The sequence below is a fragment of the Holdemania sp. 1001095H_141210_F2 genome (assembly GCF_015558105.1).
Classification (GTDB): Bacteria; Bacillota_I; Bacilli_A; order Erysipelotrichales; family Erysipelotrichaceae; genus Holdemania.
Genome location: NZ_JADNPO010000001.1, coordinates 1 through 17,306, shown reverse-complemented (window position 1 = coordinate 17,306; position 17,306 = coordinate 1). Strand labels below are relative to the sequence as shown.

The window sequence follows — 17,306 nt, the reverse complement described above, 5'->3', positions numbered from 1 at the left end:
AAAAAAGCGAGGTAAAAACCGGAAGCTGGCTCCCTGTTTACAAGCAGGAATTCCATGCCTCCGGCATTTTAAACGATATTATTTTGTTTGCGAGCCATGCCAGTTTTGAGCGGCGAGCACAATCAGATCTTTGGCCAGATCCAGACCGATCGAACTGTTGATCATCAGATCGTAGGACCCGCTGTCGCCCCAGTTTTTATCCGTGTAATACTCATAATAAGCCTTGCGCTCCTTATCCGTCCGCAGCACCAGCGCTCGGATATCGCGTTCCTTGCGGTTATAAAACGTCTTGACCCGTTCGATCCGGTCCGGCAATGGCGCGTTGATGAAAACGCTCAGAATCTCCTTGTCCCGTAAAACATAATCTGCGCACCGGCCGACGATCACGCACGGCTGCACCGCCAGCTGCTGGATGATTTCGGACTGCGTCATAAACACCTGAACGTCGATCATCTGCGTTAAACTGAACAATGGATTGCTCAGCACGGAACGCTTTCTTTCTTCATTTCTGACGACTTCCTCTGAGAATCCCGTCTGTGCCGCGGTCATCGAAATGACCTCTTTGTCATAATACGGAATTTTCAGCTCCTCCGCCACCTTGCGCGCAACGTCCCGTCCTGCCGATCCATATTGACGGCTGACGGTGATGATAGGTAATGTCATGCCTCTCTCCCTCGCTTCCCTCACTCTTGATGATTTCATTGTAACAGGGAGGCAATGATTGTCAACAAAAAGAAAAGACCCGCTTTGCAGCAGATCTCCTGTGATCAATCAGACATTTCTGAAGCTGAACAAATTTACGCCGGATCTTTCGGTTTTCCTTTTTTTCCCGCAGCTGGACGCCGTTTCGGCTTCTCGTTTTTTTCCAGTTCCTGGCGGAAGTAATTCAGAATCTTCTCCAGACTTTCAATCATGACTTCCTCTTTTTCCAGATCCAGATCGACGATGCAGCTGTCGACCATTTCCTCATGGAACCGATGATGAATCCGCAGCACCTCATTCGCCTTGGCCGACAAAAGCAGCCGCACGACGCGCTTGTCCTGCAGATCCTTGCATTTCATGATATACCCTTTGCGCACCAGCGAATTCACCGCAACGCTCAGCGTGCCCGGCGTGACCATCTGCAGCCGCGCGACATCGCCCAGTGTCTTGGTTTCGCTCTTTTCCACATTCTCCAGAATATGAACTTCCGTCATGGAAAGCGTGACACCCTGATGCTTCATATACTGTTCTTCAATAAATAAAATATGGTTAAATACTTCAACCAGCAAACCATTAACTGTCTCGCGAACACGATTCATGATGCCACCCCCGTCGTGTTCATTGTAGCCTTTTCATTTAGTCTCTGTCAAGGTTTATCCGCGCTTTATTCCTGCTTGATCAACTGATTTCGAAGCTTTTGGATAATTCGTTTTTCTAACCTTGAGATATATGACTGCGAGATTCCCAACTGATCGGCAATGTCCTTCTGCGTCAGTTCCTCATGGTTGATGCCATAACGCATTTCCAGGATCATCCGCTCGTTTTCTTTTAACTTGCTCATGGCTTTTAACAGCTGTCGCTTGTCTTCCTCGGCATAGAAACTTTCCGCAACGATATCGCCTTCCGTTCCCAAAATATCGGAGAGCAGCAGTTCGTTGCCATCGTAATCGACGTTGAGCGGCTCGTCGAATGAGATCTCGGTTTTCCGCCGGCTTTTCTTGCGCAAAAACATCAAAATTTCATTTTCAATGCAGCGCGAGGCATAGGTAACCAGCTTGATATTTTTATCCCGCTTAAACGTGTTGACGGCTTTGATCAGACCGATCGTCCCGATACTGATCAGATCCTCCATGAAAATCGGATTGGTTTCATAACGCTTGGCGATGTAGACGACCAGACGCAGATTGTGCTCGATCAGCGTATCGCGGGCCTGTTGATCGCCATTTTCCAGTGCGATCAGCGCGGCTTCCTCCTCATCGCGGGCAAGCGGATGCGGCAGAACGTCGTTACCTTGAATAAAGTGAACCTGACGACTTCGTTTTCCGAACAGAAAAGCCTTTAATTTGAATAACCAACGTTTCATTCTATCTGTAACCTGTAAACAGCGTGACGTTCAGCAATGTATCGTAACCGCAGCCATCCAGCGCTTCGCTGGATGCCAGCCAGACCGGCTGGGCACATCCGCCCTGAATCTGCAGCGAAGCGCTGATCGCCGCCACATCCCGGACACCCGCAACGGTTTCCACCGGCAGCGGGCGAGCTGGATCCCAGTTGAGCTGCCCCTTGACTTCGCGGGTGCAGAAAATCAGCGGGCGGCCTTCGATGACGGCGCTGTTGCCCGAATCCAGATAACCGGAGAGCGCCAGTTCACACGCGCCCGCCTGCAGCGTCACCGGATACAAAAACGCGGTTTCCGCTAGCCCCCGGCCCAGTTTACGCTGAAGGATAAAATCCCACGCCAGCAGCATCCCGGCCGCAATCGTCCATTGCCAGCACGAAGCAGGCAAAAACAGCTGGAAATGCACAAGCGATCCTTGCCACAGCTTCATTAATCCGAATTCGATCAGAAACCGCATGCCCCAGGCAAAGGCCGACGCCTGCATTCCAAATGAGAAAACGATCAGAACGCTGATCAGCTCGCTCAGGGCGCAGAGCCAGACCGCGCCGTCAAACCAGCACAGACAGGCAGCCAGCGGCGCCAGTGGGCACAATATCAGAATTCTTCTCAGGCGGACCGGACGCCGGCACAGCCACGCCGAGGTCAGCCAGACTGAGCCGTTCAGGATCGTTCCCAGAATCACGGTTACTTCCACATAACTGTTCACGCTTTTCTCCTTTCTCTACGTTCTATGATAGAAAAAGCAGCAGGCAGTTTTTGTCGTTTTGCACGCCCCGTCTGTGAAAGTTCATTTCGCTTTTATGCCGATTGACGAATTGTTCAGCACTTGTTCTTCCTCCTGAAAGCAGCGGCGGCCAACAAATCCATCCGATTCATGCCGCCTCGCTGCATGTAATGCACAGCCCTGACTGGACGATCTGTGATTGATGCGGCCGCCATTCCAATTCCATCCTCCAGTCTCCTTCAGCAATTTTTCCCGGCCCGCGTGCGCTGTACCACGCAAAAGATCAGCCAGCCCAAAATTCCGCCCAGCGTATTCATGATCAGATCGTCGATATCGGCAGACCGGCCGATAAAATACTGCAGGATTTCAATCGTCAAAGAATACCCCATAAGCCAAATCAGACAGACACGCCACTTGCGGAACTTCGGAAAACAGACCGGCGCCAGAAATCCCAGCGGAACAAACATTGCGATGTTCAGCAATAATTGTTCGATCATCCGGGCAACCCCCATCTGATACGTTTCCTGAATCCAGACAAAGGGAACGACGTTGATCAAATGCACCGGCGGATGAAAGGCAGAGGGCCCGAATAAAATAAGATCCAGTCCTACCGTCGCAAAGAATACCAGAAGAGCATAGGATGCCCCTGCCCAGATCAATCCTTTGCGCACCTTTGTCAAATCCTTGCGCCGACGAATGCCGCGCGTCAGAAATCCGGCGATCAGGCAGGAAAGCGGCAGGCCAATTATGGTGATTCCAATGACCATTCCCATAGTTCTCAAATCCCTTCTATAAACATAATTCTGAAATTTTAGTATACCCTGAAAATCAAGATTTGAAATGACGGACAGCTTGAATAGAAAGTGACAGTTTATTCACTTAAGACCCATTGCAAAAGCTGAAAAAAGGAACGGTGCTCACCGTTCCCTGTAATCTATTCTTCGTCTTCCGTTTCCAGCAGACCATAACCTCCGCTGTTGCGCTTATAAACAACGGCGATGCTGTCGGTTTCTTCATCAGTATAGATAAAGAAAGAATGACCGAGCATTTCCATCCGCATGATCGCTTCTTCCAGATCCATACGCTGCGCCTTGACCGTCTTGGTTCTGACCGCAATATCGCCCTGATCCAGCTTTCCATTGTCCTGTTCGACAAAGCTCAGCGCCAGCTTTTCACGATGCCTGCGGGACAGGCGGGTCTTCTGACGACGAACCTGATCTTCCAGCTTATCAATCGCCAAATCGATCGCCGCATATAAATCTTCATGTTCGACTTCTGTTCTCAAGATCCCGACTTTGGTAGGGATCGTGACTTCAATTTTCTGTGTGAGAGGATAAGTGCGGACAACAACACGGGCTCTTGTTTCAGGATCGATCAACAGGTATTTGTCCAGAAAGGACAATTTCTTTTCGATCTTCTGCCTCATTGCTTCCGTGATGCTGACATTTTTTCCGACAATCTCAAATTTCATGGATAATTCCTCCTTTGATGTACCTTTAGTATAAGCGGATTCAAAGAAAAAAATCAGTCTTTAAACGCCGGCTCTTTCATGTTATACTGAAAGCAGTAAGGGCTGATTTCAGTAAATCAGCCCTTTTTTTAACATTCTATTGTTTCAACGTTTGCCGTAAGACCCGCAAGGCGTTGTCATAACCGATCGCCTGACATTCCGCTTCCGAAAAGCCCTGTACCCGCAGGCCTTGAATCAGATTCTGTGCCTGAAGGGCGCTGGTCAGATCGCGGCCCATCGACGTCGCGTGATCCTCAAAGAAATCCATGAAATCAAAGCCAACGGCCAGATGCTCTACGCCGACCAGATCGGCAATGTGACGGCCGTGCGCCGCCAGATGCAGCGCATCCTGATGTTCTGGATTGGAATCAATGAAGTTCCTCGCGGCATTCAGGCCGATCACGCCTCCCTTCGCGGCGATCGCCATGATCTGTTGATCAGTCAGGTTGCGGTGTACTTCGCACAATGCGCGGGTGTTGGAATGAGTGGCGATCAACGGACCGCGGACCACTTCCACCATATCCCAGAACGTTTTCTCATTGGTATGCGATACGTCGAGAATCATCCCCAGCTCGTCCATTTTTCGAACAGCCTTGCGGCCTTCCTCGGTTAATCCTCGGGTAACGGTACCTTTCACGCCGGTCGCCAGTGCGTTTTCATCATTCCAGCACAGCGAGGCAATGCGCACGCCCTGATCATAGAGCCACTGAATTTTTTCTTCAGCCTGATCCCGGATTCCGCACATGCCTTCAACCGTCATCACAACCAGCGGCTTGCCGGTTTCTTCCAGATCAGCTTTGGATTTTACCCAGGTGACGGCATCGAGGTTTTCTTCGATTTCCTGCCGGACTGCAAGCACCATTTTCTGCATCCGATCCCAGTCCTCCGAGCCTTCAAAATAACTGGCGATCCCAACGCCGAGCACTTCGCCCTTCAGCAGCTTCGGCAAATGTTCTTCTCTCAATACATGGGTTCTTCCTTGTTCGTGCTTGCGCAGAATGTCCCAGCCGATATCGGCGTGCAAATCAAAAATTTTCATCTTCAATCCCCTTTCCGGCGGCTGTCGCCGCTTCTTTTTGTTGATGACGGACTTCCCATTCCGCCAGCTTCTTTTTCAATCCGTTCATAACGATAATCATGGAATAGGTGTCCAATCCGCAGTATTGAAGCAGATGATCACGAATCGCCTGATGATCGGACTGATCGTTATTTTGATCAAGATTCCGCCATTGGACGACGGCGTCCATGCCTTGATGGATGTCGAGATCCTGATAAGTCAGGTTTTCATCAAACAGCGGCAGCAGTGTTTTCAAGGAATAATAGCCGCGCATCCGCGTGTCGTAGAACAGACCGGCCTGGAAGGGAAAGGCCAGATCGACCATGCGGGCATAAATCTTCATCAGCGGTTTCGCGCGTTTAGGAAACCGGGCGGCCAGCTCCTGAAGCCGGATCTTTTCCGCGCCTTCGGCATTGTAGGCGATCACGCTGCCCTTTGGCGGCAGATCTTGTAGCAGCTTCTCGACAAAATCTTCCCGGCAGTCGTGCACGCCGATAAACTCGCGATGGGTCAGCGTCCCGTCTGCTTCTAAAATATGCAGCGAATACTGAAAGGGCAACACCTGATAGCTGCGCATTCCTTCATATGGCGGCACAGCATAGGTTTCCCACTCAAAGTCGAGGAAGCAGTATGGGTATTGCAGAGCGCCGTCGAGCCAGGTTTTCAACCCAAAATAGTCAATGTAACAGCCGCCATTCTGAGCGGCTTTGATCTGAGCGAATTGTTGGCGGGTCCCTTCAATCCGATCAAGGTCTGCGTCCTGCAGCTTTAACCGGCCTTCCGCTGCCATCTGATTTTTATATTGAGATGAAACCAGCGTCAGGATTGAATCAGGATCGAGTTCTTTTTCTTCCGGGAAGCAGCGTTCGTAGTAAACGCATTTATTACGGCGCGTGCAGCGGTTGGTTTTCACAGATTCAGGTTCTTCCAGCTCAAGCATCCGCTCCATTTCGTCAAGCATAGGCTGGACTTCAATCTTCTGCTTTTCGATTGCTTCTGAAAGCCTTCGGGCCGGACGTCCGGCTTCGTTATAAAACCGATCGGAAATAATAAAGAGTTCCTGGGGATCTAATTCTTTCCCCCGGATATAATCGGGATTGAGATGGATCACAGAAAGGGAATTCACCGCAAGGCCAAGGTTTTCCAGCACCCAGACGCTTAGCATATAACTAAATGCTTCGTCTTCTTTAGGCAGATGGCCGCCATACAGAAAATAGACTTCCCAGCCGGCATCTGTTTTGTGAAGAAAGGGAATTTTGACACGCAGCTGATGGAATTCAAAGCGGGCGGATACCAGCCATTCTGATTCTTCCAGCGCTGTCATAGCCCGCTGCGGATCATCGCCGCGAACCCCCTGAAAGTATTCTTTAATTTCTAATTTCCGGCAGGCCAGCGCCGTTAAATCCTCATCCATCCTGACATAGGGAGAGAATGGCGGCGTCGGTTCTTTTTTAGAAAGCCAGAAATATTTCTGACATCGTTTAAATTTTTTACAATCGGAAGTATGAAACATGTATAATCACCTTTTTGATTATACCATTCCCCTCCGTGCAATCCAAGAAAAGTTGGATAAATCCCAGGTTTTCACAAATTTATTTCATTCCGGAATTTTCTCGGGAATTTAATCATTTAAGAGATGAGCTTAATAAATGTTTAAAATTAGCTTAAACGTCCTATCAACAGTAAAAAAGCACGGCTCCTCAGGCATGCCTTTTCCATACATCCATCTCAATGTTTCCAGTATATCACGGCTATTGTCCCCTCGAATATCCCAGATCTGTCTTTTCTTAATGAAAAAGGACGCTGCCAGGCAACGTCCTCCCTCTTATTCAACTTATCTTTATTCAATACAAAACTGGCCGTCGCGAAAGAAAACAACTTCCGAACCGTCCGCATGCACACCGGTGATCTGCATGTCGTCGCTGCCGAACATGAAATCGACATGGACCATTGAGAAATTACAACCCTTCGCTTTCATTTCATCTTCGCTCATCGACTGTGAGCCTTCCATATTCATCGGGTAAGCCCTTCCCAAAGCCAGATGACAGCTGGCGTTTTCATCAAACAAGGTGTTGTAGAACAAAATCCCGGATTGTGAGATTGGCGTATCGACGTCGATCAGCGCAACTTCTCCAAGATACGCGCTGCCTTCGTCAAACTGGATCAGACTGGCCAAGGCGGCTTCTTCTTCCTCGGCATGCCAGCGCACCGCTTTGCCCTCTTCAAATTCGATCCAGAAATTCTGAATCAACTTTCCCTGATAGCTGAGCGGCTTTGTCGCCTGAACTTTGCCGCGTACCCCGGTTCTTTTCGGCATTGTGAAATTTTCCTCGGTCGGCATATTGGGATTAAAGACCACGCCGCTTTGCGATTTTTCACAGCCGCCTTCCCAGAGATGGCCCTCGGCCAGCTCTACAATAAGATCCGTACCTTTCTGATTCTTAAAATGCAGCGCCGCAAACCGCTGGCGGTTCAGCCAGTCGTTGCGCTCAGACAACTGCCGGTTATGTTTTTCCCACAACGGGATCGGATCTTGTTGATCCTGAATCCGAACAGAAGCCAGGATCGCATCCCACAGCTTTTCCACTGCGGTGTCCGGCTGTTCCTGCGGAAAGACTTTCAGCGCCCATTCCGGATTTGGAATTGCGACGATCGACCACTGACCGAGATTGGCCATCGTGTAGTTCTGGAATTTTTCCAATGCTTTGCGACGCGCGGTGACGACCTGCTGGACCTTCTTTTGATCGACATCCTTCATGATGCCCGGGATGCTCGAGTCAATATGCAGAATGCAGTATCCGCGGTCGACAAATTCCTCTTCCCGCGCCATCAGCCAGTCTGGAACCCGCTGCAGCACCGGCGTTTCCGCGTACTGATAGTCCAGCTTGGTGATCTGATCATCGAGCCACTGCACGATGACCTCACCCGCTCCGGCACGATAGCCTTCCTCGACGCACATTCTGACAAACGGCGCTGAATCAACCTGCGCCTTAATTACCAGCAGCTGTCCTTTCTGGACATTGACGCCCAGCCGAATTGCCAGTTCGGCATATTGCCGCAGGCATTTTTCTGAAACCAAGGTTATTCCTTCTTTCTATGATGTTAGTTTCCGTGGGAGATCGGCAGCATCGCCGCGCCGATGATTCCTGGTTCTTCCAGCTTTGCCACTTCAAACAGGGTATCGCGCATCGGCACATGAACCAGGTTTTTGAAATTAGCGACAACTTTATCCAGGAATACATCCTTGGACTGCATCATGCCGCCGCCGATCACAAACATCCAAGGATCGGCAACATGGGCGATCACCGAGAACATTACAGCCAGATCGTAGGCCATATCGTCAACGACAGCCTGGGCCTGCGGATTGCCCTGCTTCGCCAAATCAAATACATCCCCGGCATGCCGGATCCGATCGCCGAACAGCGCTTTGCCCTTGCGGGTAATCGCAACACCGCTGGCTTCGTTCTCCACCGCACCGATGTTCAAATGATTGATTTTCTGACGATTGCGGTCAATGATGATATTCGCAATTTCCCCGGCATGACCATGCTTGCCGCTGACAACCTTGCCGTCGACGACTAATGCGCCGCCGATACCGGTAGAAATCGTGACGTAATAGACGATCGGCAGGCCTTTTCCAGCGCCAACCAGCGCTTCCGCCAGACCGGCGACATTAGCGTCGTTATCAACGTAGGCCGGCATGTTGAAATTTTGCGTCAGCTTCGCGGCAATCGGATAAAGCTCAAACCCCGGCAGATTCGTTGCCATCAACATTTTTCCGTTGATCGTATCGACTGGTCCCGGCACGCCCACGCCGATCCCCTCGCATTCAGTATACCCCGGAATCTCCCGGATCATTTCCATCATGTTGTCCATAACTCTGCGAGGTCCTTCCTGCGCCAGCGACGGCCGTTTTACTTCAGCTAAAACAATCCCGTCACGCGTCACTTTGGCAACGCGGACGTTCGTTCCCCCTAAATCAATTCCTAAATATGTTTTCATACTCTAGGTCCTCCTTACGTTTAATTATATCGAAAGCTGCAAGGGGTTACAACCAAAGACCGCCCGGAAACCACGGAATTTCGCGCCGGGTTTCAAAAGGGCTGCAATCTTGGAATTGTTGAACTCTCTTTCTCAGCGGCTGGCCGTCGTTGACGAAACAAAAAGCGGATTTCCCCAGATTCAGAAAGCCGCGGTCATCCCGGGCGGTCTGATCAGTGAATCTCCGCTTCATTTGCAATCTTTCTCATCAACTGAATCTTCAAGCTTTTTGCATCCGCTTACGATTCTTGACAGTTTGAAGCCTTATTTCTGTGCGTGGATAAAGGCTGCGATATCGTCTGTAACCCGCGGATCGACGACCGCTTTCTGCATGTAATAGGTGTTTGGATTGGCATTGTAGTCGCCCGGCATCATCAAATGCGACAGCCCGGAATAGCTGTGGAATGTCCAGTTAGCCTTTTCGCCATAAGCCGCTTTCCACGTTTCAAATTCCTGCAGCGGCACCTGATAATCTTCCTCGCCCTGCAGCACTAACATCGGTTTGGTGATCGTTTCCGCGGTTTTGATCGGATCATAGGACAACAGATCTTTCCAATAGGCCGGATAGGCGCCAGCCACCGCTTCATCCTCCGGCAAAGAGTCCAGCTGCTGCAGCTTGTCCAGCTCGGCAACCATCGCATCCATCGACGCTTTTTCCTGATCCGTATTCATGAACTGCGCCAAATGCTCATACTGCATCTTCATTAAAGAAGCCAGATCCGTTACCGGTGCGGCCATCATGATATAGCCCGCTGCCTCCGGAGTTTCCGCGGCGATCCGCGGCATGCATAAGCCGCCTAAGCTGTGGCCCAGAACATAAATCGCTGACGAATCAATCTCCGGCTGTTTGGCAATCAGGTCAACGATATCTGCGGCGTCCTGGATGGTTTCCTGTTCCACTGTAAACTGTGTGTCCCCGGCGCATTCAGCGCCATAAACAAAGGTCCGTTTGTCATAGCGGACAGTCGCGATGCCCTGCTCGGCCAGCCGGTAGGCGATATCCTGAAATACGGTGTTTCCATACAGTGTTTCGTTGCGGTCATTCGGTCCTGAGCCATGTACCAGAATAATAACAGGCGCTGGCTGATCGCCTTGGGGCAGTGTTAAGGTGGCAGGTAAATCCTTGCCATCGCGCATCGTCAGCGTCAGTTCCTGCTCTGCAGCCCCTTCCGGCAGCGTCAGCGCCGCGACGTTGCTCGGCTCAATGTATTCGGAGAAGTTCACGCCTGCGATCTGATCCTGATCGTCAAACACGACGTTCACACACAGGTTCTGATTTTCAAACAACACGGGAACCTGAACGATGATATAGCCTCCCTGCTTAATTTCATTGACAGTCTGGATTTCTTTTAATGCCCCCAGCTGCTTCAGCGAAGGTTCCAGCGAAGCCTGCAGCTGCGAGGATGCCTTCTGCATCTGTTCATCATAGGCAAATCCCTGCAGCAGCTTGTCAAAATCCCCGGCCCCCAGTGTTTCCACATACGCTTTGGCGATCTCCTCCCGGCTGCCCGTCACCTTATCCTGAATGTCTGTTCCCGGTTGATTGCTTTCGGCGGGAGCGGGCGTTTTCTGACAGCCGCTTAAGACAACGGACATCAGTAAAAGTCCGATAAATCCTTTTTTGATTGATTTGTTCATTTCTGTTTTCCTTTCTGATTTCCATATTTAGATGTTGATCTAAATGTATTATAGGAGTGTCTTCCATCTTTGTCAATTCTTATTTTTCTTCTTTTCAATCGCAGCGAAGGCTGTCACGATATCCTCTTTTCCTCCCCTATCCTCGCCTTGCTTTAACTGGCCTTGATGCCTTTACCTTTTAAGACTAAGATGAATTCCATTCAACGGATATTAAATGTCTGATTCTTCAAAAAGCTTAAGCCTCTCGCAACTGATTTTCTCATTTTTCACCATAAAAAAACTCCAGCTGAACGAAAACGTCAGGCGGAGTTTCTACATTCATCTAATCACGGCAGGAAGAATCGAATTCTCCTTGATAGCAATGAATTGAATTATCAGATCGAAAAATCCCAGCTAAGCCGCAATTTCTTCAGCGTCTAAAACGTCAACGCCAATCAAATCGTGATGTTTTGCTTTAGTAACCTTCACCCAGGCGAAAGTGCCCGGCTGATAGTGATGCGAGCTTTTAAATTTGATCAGCCCGTCGATGCCGTCCGGCGCGCTGTGGATGCCGCGGCCATGGTAATAACCGGTTAATCCATCCTGGTTTTCGACGAGCACTTCCAGCTTCTTGCCGATCAACGCTTCGCCGTTTTCCTGTGCAATTTGATTTTGCACCATCATTAAGCGTTCCAGCCGTTCATCCATAATTTCCTGGGAAATCTGTCCATCCATAGTATAGGCCGGCGTATCCTCCTCGTTGGAGAAGGTGAAGGCGCCAAGCCGGTCCCAGCGCACTTCCTTGATGAAGTCGATCAACATCTGGAAGTCTTCTTCTGTTTCCTGCGGGAAACCGACGATCATCGTCGTCCGCAGCACCGGCATATCGTAATTCTCTCGAATCAGTTTGACAGTCCGCAGAATGCTTTCCACGCTGCCGCGGCGGTTCATCAGCTTCAGCATTTTATCGCTGCCGTGCTGAACTGGAATATCGAAATACGGAATAACCTTTTTCAAATCCTTGATCCCTGTGACAAACTCATCGTCGATTTCATCCGGATACAGATAAAGAACACGAATCCAATGCAATCCGTCAATCGCATTCAGTTCTTTCAGCAGGTCCCAGATCCGCCGGCGGCCATACAAATCAGTTCCATAACGGGAAGTATCCTGCGCGATGACGACGAGTTCCTTCACCCCATCCGAAGCCAGCTGCTTCGCTTCGGCAACCAGATCCTCAATCGGAAAGGAAACATAACCGCCCCGGATTCCCGGAATTGCACAATAGGAACAGCGGTTGTCGCAGCCCTCGGCGATTTTCAGATAAGCTGTCCACGGCTTGGTCGAAACCAACCGGGTGTTTTTTCCATAGCCATCCAGCACCTTTTCGCCTAAGACCTGGGTCAGAATCTGTCCCATCTTTGGATAATCGCTGATTGTCAAAAAACAATCGACCTCAGGCATTTCCGCTTCCAGATCGGCTTTGTAGCGCTGGGCCAGACAGCCGGCAACGATCAGTTTCCGGCAATTCTCATTCTTATATTCTGCCATTTCCAGGATCGTGTTGATCGCTTCCTCCTTGGCCGGTTCAATAAATCCGCAGGTATTGACGATAATTGCTTCCGCTTCGTGAACGTCGCTGACAATTTCATGCCCGGACTGCCGCAGCAGGCCCATCATTCGCTCGCTGTCGACTAAGTTCTTGCAGCAGCCTAAAGATACTACTCCTATTTTCATATTCAATTCCTTTCTTTTCGTATATTTTTACTTGATAGAGATCGCTGACATTATAACACAAAAGCCTGGAATTGCCATTTCCAGATTGTACCCGAAACCGCGATCTCCAACGGGATATCCGTTAAAGCTCTGGCCTTCTTTTTCTGTTGAACCCTTCCTTTCCAATCAGAATGGAAATTGCCCATGCTTCATCATTCTGATATAATCAAGTTTAGAATGGAGCGTGATTCTATGCGTAAAATTTATAATAAGCTTGTCCGCGACCGCATTCCGGCGATCATTCAATCCGAATACCGCGATTGCCAGACGCGGCGTTTAACGTCAACGGAATATCAAACCGAACTCAAAGCCAAGCTGGTCGAGGAAGCCCGGGAAGTTCAGGAAGCCTCCGATCGGAAAGCGTTCATTGAAGAATTGGCCGATCTGAGCGAAGTCCTGGACGCGATGATGGATTTCTTTGAAATTGACGCGACCGAAATTCAAGCCGTTAAAGACGCGAAGGCGCAGACTCGCGGCCGTTTTAAAGACCGGATTTTCTTAGAGTTTACCGAGGATGAAGATGAACCTTCAGCATGAAAATGAACGTTTCTTTCGCAGGCTAAATCGTTCATCCTCAACATCTGATATAAACAAAAACGGCCTTTCAGCCGTTGTTTTTAAAATGGTCGGGATGACAGGATTTGAACCTGCGACCCCTTCGTCCCGAACGAAGTGCACTACCAAGCTGTGCTACATCCCGATACCTTTTATATTATATGCTAATTTCAAATTTTTGCAAGACTTTTTTCTAGGTTCTGGTAAAAAGTTCGTTTTCTGTCATTTTTTAGCCTGTGCTCAACAAAAAGCATCCGCTTATATCCAATGTTTTAAAACCAGCTGAGAAATAGGAATTTCCAGCTGTCCGATTTGTGTTTTTTCAAAGCTGCCATGACAATCCGCACCGGAAGTCATCATCAGATCCCGCTCGCGGCAATAATTTACGCAGATCTGCGTTGTATCAGGATCCTGCGCCGGGTACCAGCATTCGATCCCATCCAGTCCCTCCGCCATGACCGCGGCCAAGACTTCCGACAGTTTAATTGCCGGAATCACTTTGCCGGGATGGGCCAGAATCGCTTTTCCTTTCGCGGCATGAATCTGCCGGACAACCTCTCTGACCGGCGGAAAGCCGACGCAGCAATAATCATGATGATAGCGGGCATATATCGAAAAGCCCTGCTTAAAATCGGCGACGAGGTCTTTCGCCGCAAAGTAATGCAGCGCCTTCCAGCCGCCTGAGCGCCGATCATAGGAAAACTGACGATATTCGTCAAGACTGACCGGCTCCCCGGCATGTTCCATTTTTTCGATCAACAACTCGTTCACCCGTTCCAACCGCAGCCGATTCGCTTCCACAAACGCCTGAAACTGCCCATTCTCCAAATCGACGCCGTAGCCCAGAATGTGAAAATTGATTCCGAAGTCCTGGGCGTCCAGCTCAACCCCGGACAGACAACGAATTCCGGTTCCCCGCGTCTTTTGAAGACACTCCCGGCTTCCTGCCAACTGGTTATGATCCGTAACGGCAATCAGGCCGACCTGCCGGATTCGGGCTTGTTCGACGATTTCATCCACGGTCATCGTTCCGTCGGAATACCACGAATGAATATGCAAATCAGCGTACATCGTTACCCCTCTCTTTCCGCAGTTCATCTACTGAAAATCACGGTTCTGCCTGACGTCCTTTTCTGCCTGATGGCCGACGTTTTGATTCTTTCCTTATCAGCGAAGACGGACAGGCCGGCCAGTCTGAAACGCAAAAAACAGCCCGAGTCCTTCCCGGAGCTGTATTTCTATTTTATTTTTTCGCGAGGTGCTGAATCAGCGCGTCCATCGCCATCACATAGCCATAATCTCCAAAACCGCACAGCTGACCGAGGCAAGCCGGCGCTGTTTTTGATTCATGACGAAAGCTCTCGCGCGCATGAACGTTGGAAAAATGAACCTCTACGGCCGGAATCGGCGCAATGCTTTTGATTGCGTCATGCAGCGCGTAGCTGGTATGCGTATAAGCGCCTGGATTGATGATCAGCCCGTCCATGTGCTCGAAATAACACCGCTGGATCGCATTGATCATCTCGCCCTCGATATTGCTTTGAAAAACCTCAACCTCGATCCCGCGCTGCTTAGCTTCCGCGGCGATCATCGCCATGATTTCGGTATAATTGCGCGCGCCGTAAACGCCTTGTTCACGAATTCCGGTCATGTTGATATTCGGACCGTTGACCACTAAAAATTTCATTTTCTACCCCTCACTTGTCAAAGCATTTCCGCCGCTGCGTCGACTGGCGGAACAGCCGTTTCATTTCCTCGGTGTCTTCATTTTCCAGCACGCTGCGGAAATGAGCCAGCTCCGCAGCGAACTCGTCGATTTCACGGACAAGATTCGCCTTGTTCATTAAAAACAATTCCGTCCATAACGATTCGTTAATCTTCGCGATCCGCGTCAGATCGCGGAAGGAATCGCCGGTATAGTCCACCAGATGCGTGTTGTCGCTGGTATTCATCAGCGTCACTGCGATCACGTGCGTCAGCTGGCTGAGAAACCCGACCATTTTATCATGTTCAGCCGGACTGAGCATGGCAATGTGCCGGAAGTTCAGCGTTTCCGCCAGCGCTTTCACCCACGCGATCCCCTCCGGCGTATTGGCGGACGTCGGCGTAATGATAAAATTCGCCGGCTCAAAGATCGAACAGTCAGCATACTGCACACCGCTGACCTCCCGGCCCGCCATCGGATGACTGGCGATGAATTCCACATCCGGACGCAATTTTTCCTGCACCTGCGCTACGATCTGTTCCTTGACGCCGGTCACATCGGTGATCCGGGTTCCCGGGGCAAAGCTGTCCTGGTATTGATCAATCCACTCCAAGAGGGCCTGCGGATACAAGCCGAACACGATACTGTCCGCCTGGCGGACCAGCGTTTCGTCAAAACCGACAGCGCCTTCGTCAATCCAGCCTTGCTTTAAAGCATAAGTGATGCTTTCCGGATTGATGTCCAGCGCGCTGACATGGAAGCCTTTGCGCTTCAATCCCTGGGCATAGCTTCCGCCCAACAAGCCCAGACCGACGATTAGAAAATGCGATTCCTCCTGCATATTATTTCTCCTTTACTTCGATTCCCAGCGAGCGCAGATCACGGAAAAATCCCGGATACGACTTGGCGATCGCCTCTGCGCCTTCAATGGTCACCGGAACGTCGGCCATCGTCGCGCCGATCGCCAGCGCCATCACGATCCGATGATCCTTGTGCCCGTCCAAGGTGACGCCGCCCTTCCAGGCTGTCGGTCCCTGAATCCAGACTTCACCCTCGCTTGAATGAATCGGCACCCCGACCTTGCGCAGCTCGGTTTCCATCGCTTCTATTCTATCACTTTCTTTATACCGCAGGCGAGCGGCATTGATCATTTTTGTTTCACCGTGCGCGAAGCTGGCCAACACCATCAGAATCGGTCCGAGATCCGGGCAGTTCTGCATATCCAGTTCACAACCGGACAAGGAAGATGGATAAACGATCACTTCTTTATCCTTAACCTCTGTCTTACCGCCCATCTTACGGACAAAATCCAGGATCTGACGGTCGCCCTGACGGGAATCCGGCCGCAGACCCAGACAATGGACTTCATGATTAACGCAGCCCAGCGCGGCATAGAAACCAAGCTGGGAATAATCGGATTCGACGGTCGTTTCACAAGCTATATACCGCTGGCCGCCGGGAATTCGCAGCGTCAGTTCGTCTTCAAAATAAGCATGAACACCGAAATCCTGAAGCATCTGCAATGTCAGCTCCACATACGAACGCGACTCAAACGGCGGTTCAATATGCAGCGTGGAATCCCCCTTGCGGCAGACCAGCGCGAACAACAAACCGGAAATGAACTGTGAGCTGATGTCGCCGCGCAGCGTGATGTCGCCCGGCTGCAGTGCGCCTTCAATTTCAATCCATTCCGCGGTTTGCGAGTAATGGAATCCCTGCGCCTCAAACAGCTGTTGATAGACCGTCTGGGGCCGCTGCAGCAGACGGTTCTGCCCGGTAAAACGAACCCGCTTGCCGGTCAGCGAAAAAATCGGGATAAAAAAGCGCAGCGTGGAGCCGGATTCCTTGCAGAAAATTTCCTCGCTTTGCAGCTGATTAAAATCGGGAATGCCCTGCACCCGCACATCGCTGCCTTCCAGCTCAATGTGCGCGCCCAGCTTGCGCATTCCGTCGATCGTCGTCAGGATATCGTCGGAATAATCGACGTGATGAATCAGACTTTCACCTTGTGCCAAAGCGGCGCAGATGATCGCCCGATGGGCCATCGACTTGCTCGGCGGAATCGCCACCGTCGTCTGGGTGCAGCGTCCCGGGATGATCGTCGCCTGCATTACAGCGATCTCCCGACCACCTGAGCAATCGCGCGGCCCTTTTCGATCAGGGAAGCAAACTTCGCCGGCTTCAGCGACTGCGCCCCATCGCTCCAGGCACATTCCGGAC

Annotated in this window: 17 protein-coding genes, 1 tRNA gene and 1 pseudogene; 1 reads left to right on the top strand and 18 read right to left on the bottom strand. The window is 50.6% G+C overall.

The genetic code is table 11. The annotated features are described in order from the left end of the window. Window positions 1–78: 78 nt before the first annotated feature. From I2G61_RS00095 to rimO, 12 genes are all read right to left on the bottom strand, one after another. Window positions 79–663: an AAA family ATPase gene (locus tag I2G61_RS00095; protein ID WP_072684927.1), complete on the bottom strand. Its 585-nt coding sequence runs from the start codon at window positions 661–663 to the stop codon at window positions 79–81. Between the two features lie 134 nt (window positions 664–797). Next, window positions 798–1,301: a MarR family winged helix-turn-helix transcriptional regulator gene (locus tag I2G61_RS00090; RefSeq protein ID WP_072684926.1), complete on the bottom strand. Its 504-nt coding sequence runs from the start codon at window positions 1,299–1,301 to the stop codon at window positions 798–800. Window positions 1,302–1,366: 65 nt separating this feature from the next. Next, a complete protein-coding gene (gene sigK / locus I2G61_RS00085) occupies window positions 1,367–2,065 on the bottom strand; it encodes an RNA polymerase sporulation sigma factor SigK (protein ID WP_072684925.1) in 699 nt (232 codons plus the stop codon). 1 nt (window position 2,066) lies between these two features. Next, entirely contained in the window at window positions 2,067–2,807 is a 741-nt protein-coding gene (locus I2G61_RS00080; protein ID WP_072684924.1) for a sigma-E processing peptidase SpoIIGA, read from the bottom strand. 257 nt (window positions 2,808–3,064) lie between these two features. Continuing rightward, window positions 3,065–3,598, bottom strand: coding sequence for a VanZ family protein (locus tag I2G61_RS00075; RefSeq protein WP_072684923.1), 534 nt, complete (start codon window positions 3,596–3,598; stop codon window positions 3,065–3,067). A 161-nt stretch (window positions 3,599–3,759) separates the two neighbouring features. After that, window positions 3,760–4,296 carry a ribosome hibernation-promoting factor, HPF/YfiA family gene (gene hpf / locus I2G61_RS00070; RefSeq protein ID WP_072684922.1) on the bottom strand — a complete coding sequence of 179 codons (537 nt, stop codon included), beginning with the start codon at window positions 4,294–4,296 and terminating at the stop codon, window positions 3,760–3,762. A gap of 136 nt (window positions 4,297–4,432) precedes the next feature. Next, window positions 4,433–5,374: a dipeptidase gene (locus tag I2G61_RS00065; protein ID WP_072684921.1), complete on the bottom strand. Its 942-nt coding sequence runs from the start codon at window positions 5,372–5,374 to the stop codon at window positions 4,433–4,435. After that, window positions 5,361–6,905, bottom strand: a complete 1,545-nt coding sequence (locus I2G61_RS00060; protein WP_229100615.1) for a DUF2779 domain-containing protein — start codon at window positions 6,903–6,905, stop codon at window positions 5,361–5,363. Before I2G61_RS00060 ends, I2G61_RS00065 begins: the two co-directional genes overlap by 14 nt. A gap of 327 nt (window positions 6,906–7,232) precedes the next feature. Next, a complete protein-coding gene (locus tag I2G61_RS00055; protein WP_072684920.1) occupies window positions 7,233–8,471 on the bottom strand; it encodes an aminopeptidase in 1,239 nt (412 codons plus the stop codon). Window positions 8,472–8,494: 23 nt separating this feature from the next. Beyond that, a complete protein-coding gene (locus I2G61_RS00050; protein ID WP_072684919.1) occupies window positions 8,495–9,394 on the bottom strand; it encodes an ROK family protein in 900 nt (299 codons plus the stop codon). A gap of 303 nt (window positions 9,395–9,697) precedes the next feature. After that, on the bottom strand, window positions 9,698–11,071 hold the full coding sequence (locus I2G61_RS00045) for an alpha/beta fold hydrolase (RefSeq protein ID WP_072684917.1): 1,374 nt from the start codon (window positions 11,069–11,071) through the stop codon (window positions 9,698–9,700). Between the two features lie 393 nt (window positions 11,072–11,464). Beyond that, window positions 11,465–12,787 carry a 30S ribosomal protein S12 methylthiotransferase RimO gene (gene rimO, locus I2G61_RS00040; protein WP_072684916.1) on the bottom strand — a complete coding sequence of 441 codons (1,323 nt, stop codon included), beginning with the start codon at window positions 12,785–12,787 and terminating at the stop codon, window positions 11,465–11,467. A gap of 231 nt (window positions 12,788–13,018) precedes the next feature. Here rimO and I2G61_RS00035 point away from each other — a divergent pair, with 231 nt between their 5' ends. Beyond that, the gene (locus tag I2G61_RS00035) at window positions 13,019–13,363 is read left to right on the top strand and encodes a nucleoside triphosphate pyrophosphohydrolase (protein ID WP_072684915.1); all 345 of its coding nucleotides are present in this window, start codon (window positions 13,019–13,021) and stop codon (window positions 13,361–13,363) included. 86 nt (window positions 13,364–13,449) lie between these two features. Here the strand turns inward: I2G61_RS00035 and I2G61_RS00030 are convergent. From I2G61_RS00030 to I2G61_RS00005, 6 genes and pseudogenes are all read right to left on the bottom strand, one after another. Continuing rightward, window positions 13,450–13,526: transfer RNA gene (locus I2G61_RS00030), tRNA-Pro, on the bottom strand. A gap of 113 nt (window positions 13,527–13,639) precedes the next feature. Beyond that, on the bottom strand, window positions 13,640–14,452 hold the full coding sequence (locus I2G61_RS00025) for a PHP domain-containing protein (RefSeq protein ID WP_072684914.1): 813 nt from the start codon (window positions 14,450–14,452) through the stop codon (window positions 13,640–13,642). Window positions 14,453–14,624: 172 nt separating this feature from the next. Then, entirely contained in the window at window positions 14,625–15,068 is a 444-nt protein-coding gene (aroQ, locus tag I2G61_RS00020; protein ID WP_072684913.1) for a type II 3-dehydroquinate dehydratase, read from the bottom strand. A 10-nt stretch (window positions 15,069–15,078) separates the two neighbouring features. Continuing rightward, on the bottom strand, window positions 15,079–15,927 hold the full coding sequence (locus I2G61_RS00015) for a prephenate dehydrogenase (protein ID WP_072684912.1): 849 nt from the start codon (window positions 15,925–15,927) through the stop codon (window positions 15,079–15,081). Between the two features lies 1 nt (window position 15,928). Continuing rightward, a complete protein-coding gene (gene aroA / locus I2G61_RS00010; RefSeq protein ID WP_072684911.1) occupies window positions 15,929–17,197 on the bottom strand; it encodes a 3-phosphoshikimate 1-carboxyvinyltransferase in 1,269 nt (422 codons plus the stop codon). Further along, window positions 17,197–17,306: pseudogene (locus tag I2G61_RS00005) on the bottom strand (3-deoxy-7-phosphoheptulonate synthase); the annotation flags it as partial. The gene aroA and the pseudogene I2G61_RS00005, both read right to left, overlap by 1 nt.